This is a genomic window from Acidovorax sp. KPB24-03 (genome assembly GCF_057546605.1).
The window spans coordinates 1-5284 of record NZ_BAAJYR010000236.1 but is presented as its reverse complement, the minus strand read 5'-3'; the positions used below and the strand labels follow the sequence as shown (position 1 = coordinate 5284).

The window sequence follows — 5284 nt, the reverse complement described above, 5'->3', positions numbered from 1 at the left end:
GCCAGCCGGGCCCCGGCTGGGTGCGCGTGGCGCAGGACGACAGCCGCTGGCTGGCCTGGCTGACCGATGCCGGGCGGCAGCAGCTGGCGGGCATGGGAGGGGCGCAAGAATCTGCCGGCCCCGAGGGCCTGGACGACGAAGGACGCCCCCTGCCCACGCCGCTGGCCACCCGCAGCGTGCAGCGCCATCCCTGCCCGCCGGGTGCTGTGCCTGCCGTGTGGGAGGACGACGCGGTGGCCGCCGAAGTACCGGTGGCCCTGGTGTTCAACGGCCTCTCGCACGCCGTGATGATGGCCACGCCCGCCGACCTGCATGCCTTCGCCCTCGGCTTCGCCCTGAGCGAGGGGATCATCGACCAGCCGGGCGACTGCCACGGCATCGAGGTGCATGCGCTGCAGGCGCCCGCCGGGGTCCCGGCCGGCACGGCCACCGCGTGCGAGGTGCGGGTGGACATCACGGCACGCTGCTTCGCGCGCCTGAAAGACAAGCGCCGCTCGCTCGCGGGCCGAACGGGTTGCGGCGTGTGCGGCATCGACAGCCTGCAGGCGCTGGACCTGGTGCCCGAACGCGTCACCGAGCGCGCCTGGGCCGGTGCGTTGCCTGCCGACGCGATATTGCGCGCTGTGGCCGCCATGCCCGCGCGGCAGTCGCTCAATGCCGCGGCCGGTGCCGTCCATGCCGCCGGCTGGGCCACGCCAGGCGGCGAGCTGACCGACCTGCTCGAAGACGTGGGCCGCCACAACGCCCTCGACAAGCTCATCGGCCAGTTGGCCGCGCAGGGTCGGCTGGGGGAGGACGGCTTCGTCGTCATGTCCAGCCGCGCCAGCTACGAACTGGTGCGCAAGTGCGCCCGGCTCGACATTCCCCTGCTGGCCGCCGTGTCGGCCCCCACCTCGCTGGCCATCGACCTGGCGCAGCAGGCCGGCATCACGCTGTGGGGGCTGTGCCGCCCGCCGCGGGCGGTGCGGTACGGGGGCGCGGACGGATAGGACGAAAGAGGGTCATGGAGCCAGTCGACCGATCCGCTCGGCCGCCAGGGCGACATGCGATTGCAGGGCGGCAAGGCAAGGCCCGAATCCACCGCTGAGGCCTTCGGCCTTCTCCAGGCGCTGCACGAAGTCCTGGGCCAGAGGCAGGGCGTGGAGCCATGCCCGGGCAGGGACTTGATGACCCACGTTCAGCTCCAGCGTGCGCTGCGGAAGATCCCCGCCGGCCGTCGGTGCGAAGGCCATGGGCGTCATGTCGTAAGCGGGTGCTAGCTGGTAGGGGCGGCCCTGTTCCGACATGAACGAAGGATTGCCACTGTGCATGTCGGTATTGCCGATCAGGGTGCCGAAAGCCCAGAGCAGGTAGGCCCCCTCCAACGCTTCAGGCACGATGATCCGCGCGCGTGCCAATGCCTGCGCGATGTCTGGCCATCGGCCACCATGGCCCACGAATTCCGCGTCCAGCGCCGCGAGAGAGTGCAGCGCGCGGCGACCCAGGGCCCCCCCCGGTCGAAACGCTGCACTTCGAGAAACCGCTGCGTGCCATGGTCGATGACACGGGTGAGCGATGCGGGGATGCCCGCGTCTCCCAGCACCTGCAGCGCGATGTGTTCCGCCAGCAGGAGGTCGCGCCAACGTTCGCTCACCAAGCTCGGCAGCGAGGCGGAGAACTTGACGATGGTGTGCACGGCCGGCCCGGTTTCCGGTCGCACATAGGCGGTGAATTTCGGTTGTTTACCCGCTGCGGACGACCCCTGCAATTCGCCGCGTGTTGCCGCTGCCGCAAGCTCCACGTAGGCCTGGGGTCTCCTGGCCGCTGGGATGGGCACCGGAGCTGGCGCATTGACGAACTGCTCGCGTGCCGCCGCACCCAAAAGAACGTTGCCCGGCAGGTCGTCTCCCTGAAGCAGCAGGGCGCGCAGCGCATGGGTGTCTCCCCAGTCGTTCAGCCGTTTCGGTAACCCGAGACGCCCCCCGTGGCGCTGGTTGAAGGCACGCCCCAGATAACCCTGAGGGCGCATGTCGAAGATCCACCAGGGCAAGCCGTCGCTGTGAACGCGCTGACCATCGGCCTGCACCATCACGAAGCCTTCCGCAGCCACCGGAATCAGCGTGCCCAGTTCTTGGAACTTGCCCTCGGCAGAGACGCGGTAGGGCGCGCGACACCGTGGGTTGGCTGGTTCCCAAGAATTCCATGAGGGAATTCGCTGTCTTGGGCCCTTGGCGAAGCATCGTCTGGATTTTTGCGGAGTGATCCCCGGCTGCGGATGGCATGCTTCTCAGACTATCTGATTTGAATGATTTTATGAATAGATAAATGAGAATTTCAGATGCTGCAAGCGGGCATGCATCTGCTTCAACGCGGTACCACGAGTTTCACGCGATCTGTGTCGGTTCCCACAGTGACCGTGAGGCAATCGTTTGACCATTCCGGATCAAGATAAGCACCGTCCGAAAAGTCCGATCGACCGAACGCCTTGCCGTCTCTGTCCGTTAATTCGACATACCCCGCGCCGCCGCTGTATTTGTAGACACCCAGCCGATAGTTTCCATTGCCGCAGATATCGGTATGCACCAGCCTCGCCTTGTCGAAGGTTTCAGTCAACAGAAAAAGGGCTGCGACCACGGTGGCTGACAGGACACCGAAGAGGATGCCAAGACGGCGGCGCCAGCGTCGAGCCTTCTGACTGCGAGGTCCGTTGATGGGGGATAGGTCTTTCATCTCAGGGAACTTTGAGAAACCACGTGATTGGAGCACTCAACTTTTCCCAATGGACGTTTGAGAAAATCAGAAAATCGCCCCCGCGTTGATGGACCGCCCGCCACCGGCGAAAGCTTGCATTTTCTACCATCGCTAAGCGAGGCATGGGAGCCATTCCCACCTCGTCTGCGCTCCAGTTGCCAAGAGGTTGATCTTCTGTGAAGTCATAGCAGTCCCGGATGTAAAAGCCCAGACTATGAATGTCAATTTGGTGCGTGAATGGACTGCGTTGCTGGTGCAGTGGCGTCACGATCCCTTCTGCGGCAGCGTGCAAGGTGAACGCGCCCAGTGCGCAGTAAAGATCGTCAATCGGGTCCGTTAACTTCTCGAATCCATTGCTGCTGACGACGCGGGAGTTCAGGTGTGCAGTCTCATGCAAATCGACCGCCGGCAGGCCCGAGCCGAAAACCATGGGGTGAGTTCCCAGCTTGCCAGCCCGCTGCAATCTGCCAAAAAGTCTGTCTTGAGAAGCAACAAGGCTTTTTGCAAGAGTTGTCCTTGGATGGCGCGCTTGAGCTCCTCCCACTTTTCCTGCGTTCTTCCGAACGATAGGGCCCAGGACATGGGGACTGTCGTTGTGTCCAAATAGTGTGCGCTTACCGTCCGATGATCCAACTGGCTTTGTGAGGGGTCTTTCCATGCAGGGGGCATTGCAAATGCCGGGTGGGTGAACCATCGCTTCATCAGCGCTGCGCCGACGCGAAAACCGTTTCTCTCCATTGCATAGGGCAAATCGACCAACTGCAAATTCCGAAGGCACTGCGCCGCTGGGTAACTCGCGTCCAAAGCGATTCGGTCGCCAACGGCGCGGCTGAGGCTCAGCGCGGTTTCATTCCAACCCATTGATAACTCCCTTTTTGATCTTGATTGGTTGCCAGAAGGTTGCGGATGAGTCACGTTCTGGCGGCGCGGATCATAAGGCGTCATCGGGGTCTTCTTCCCCATCCATCCACCCTGGGCGCTGCGAAGTTCCAAATCCCCCTCGCCCTGAGCCCCTTCCCACCCGAAGCCCAACCCATTTGCGCTAACGTCGCTCCCCATGAATCTGTCCTTCTTCCGAATTGGCTGGCGCACGCTGTGGCGCGATCTGCGGGCTGGCGAATTGCGCCTTCTCATCGTGGCGGTCACGCTGGCCGTGGCGGCCCTTACTTCGGTGGGGTTCTTTGCCGATCGGCTGCAGGGCGGGTTGCAGCGCGATGCGCTGCAGCTGCTGGGCGGCGATGTGGTGGTGGCCAGCGACAACCCGACGCCGGCGGCGTTCGTCGAACGGGCGAAGGCCGCGGGCCTGTCCACAGTGACGACGCTGGGCTTTCCCACCATGGGCCGCGCGAGCGATGCGCAGGGCGGCGCCAGCCGGCTGGTGGCGCTCAAAAGCGTGGAGCCGGGCTACCCGCTGCGTGGCAGCCTGCAGGTGGCGGAGGCGCCGGGCGCACCCGCGCGGGCCACGCGCGACATTCCGGCGCCCGGCGAGGTGTGGGTGGATGCGCCGGTGCTGGGCTCGCTGGGCCTGCAGATGGGCGATTCGCTGCTGCTGGGCGACGCGCAGTTGCGCATTGCCCGCATCATCGCCATCGAGCCCGACCGGGGCGCGGGCTTCATGAGCTTTGCGCCGCGCGTCATGGTCAATGCGCTGGACCTGCCCGCCACCGGGCTGGTGCAGCCGGCCAGCCGGCTCACCTACCGCTTCGCCGTGGCGGGCGAGGCGCGGGCGGTCCAGCAGTTCGGCGACTGGGCGGCCGAGGCGGTGAAGGCGCCCGAGGTGCACGGCGTGCGCGTGGAGTCGCTGGACAGCGGCCGCCCCGAGATGCGCCAGACGCTGGACCGGGCGCAGAAATTCCTCAACCTCGTGGCACTGCTCGCGGCGCTGCTGTCGGCGGTGGCCGTGGCGCTGGCGGCGCGCGGCTTTGCCAACGAACACCTCGATGCCGCCGCGCTGCTGCGCGTGCTGGGCCAGAGCCAGCGCACCATTGCGGGCGGTTACGTGGTCGAGTTCGCGCTGATCGGGCTGTTCGCCAGCGCACTGGGCGTGCTGCTGGGCTACGCGGTGCACCACGTGTTCGTGCTGCTGCTGGCGGGCCTGGTGGAAACCGCGCTGCCCGCGCCCAGCCTGTGGCCGGTGGCGTTCGGCTTGGGGATGGGCCTCACGCTGATGTTCGCCTTCGGGCTGCCGCCGGTGCTGCAACTGTCGCAGGTGCCGCCGTTGCGCGTGATCCGGCGCGACCTGGGCGGCCTGAAACCCGCCTCGCTGGCGGTGCTAGGCGTGGGCGTGGCCGGGTTCGCCGCGCTGCTGCTGGCGGTCAGCAGCGACCTGAAGCTGGGACTGATCGCCGTGGGCGGTTTCGCGGGGGCGGTGCTGCTGTTCGCCGGGCTGGCCTGGGGCGCGGTGAAGCTGCTGCGCCGCAGCGTGAACGAGGCCACGGCCCCGCGCTGGCTGGTGCTGGCCACGCGGCAGATCTCGGCCCGGCCGGTGTATGCGGTGGTGCAGGTCAGCAGCCTCGCGGTGGGGCTGCTGGCGCTGGTGCTGCTGGTGCTGCTG

The 5284-nt window shown here is 66.3% G+C and carries 7 protein-coding genes; 2 read left to right on the top strand and 5 right to left on the bottom strand.

Annotated features, from left to right (window positions below; translation table 11 throughout):
- Positions 1-92 precede the first annotated feature (92 nt).
- Positions 93-989: a formate dehydrogenase accessory sulfurtransferase FdhD gene (gene fdhD / locus AC27KI_RS18045; protein WP_487089427.1), complete on the top strand. Its 897-nt coding sequence runs from the start codon at positions 93-95 to the stop codon at positions 987-989.
- A 12-nt stretch (positions 990-1001) separates the two neighbouring features.
- Here the strand turns inward: fdhD and AC27KI_RS18040 are convergent, their stop codons facing one another.
- From AC27KI_RS18040 to AC27KI_RS18020, 5 genes are all read right to left on the bottom strand, one after another.
- Positions 1002-1376: a HipA domain-containing protein gene (locus AC27KI_RS18040; protein ID WP_487115086.1), complete on the bottom strand. Its 375-nt coding sequence runs from the start codon at positions 1374-1376 to the stop codon at positions 1002-1004.
- Positions 1325-2068 (bottom strand): HipA domain-containing protein, encoded by a 744-nt coding sequence (locus AC27KI_RS18035; RefSeq protein WP_487115084.1) that lies wholly within the window; start codon positions 2066-2068, stop codon positions 1325-1327. Before AC27KI_RS18035 ends, AC27KI_RS18040 begins: the two co-directional genes overlap by 52 nt.
- A 275-nt stretch (positions 2069-2343) precedes the next feature.
- Positions 2344-2709: a hypothetical protein gene (locus tag AC27KI_RS18030; RefSeq protein ID WP_487115082.1), complete on the bottom strand. Its 366-nt coding sequence runs from the start codon at positions 2707-2709 to the stop codon at positions 2344-2346.
- Position 2710: 1 nt separating this feature from the next.
- Positions 2711-3160, bottom strand: coding sequence for a DUF6402 family protein (locus AC27KI_RS18025; protein WP_487115080.1), 450 nt, complete (start codon positions 3158-3160; stop codon positions 2711-2713).
- Positions 3106-3789 (bottom strand): DUF6402 family protein, encoded by a 684-nt coding sequence (locus AC27KI_RS18020; protein ID WP_487115078.1) that lies wholly within the window; start codon positions 3787-3789, stop codon positions 3106-3108. Before AC27KI_RS18020 ends, AC27KI_RS18025 begins: the two co-directional genes overlap by 55 nt.
- On the opposite strand from AC27KI_RS18020, the gene AC27KI_RS18015 reads away from it, so the two are divergent.
- Positions 3788-5284, top strand: a 1497-nt coding sequence (locus AC27KI_RS18015) for an ABC transporter permease (protein ID WP_487115076.1), incomplete at its 3' end; no start/stop codon positions are given. The two genes, AC27KI_RS18020 and AC27KI_RS18015, sit on opposite strands and share 2 nt — an antisense overlap.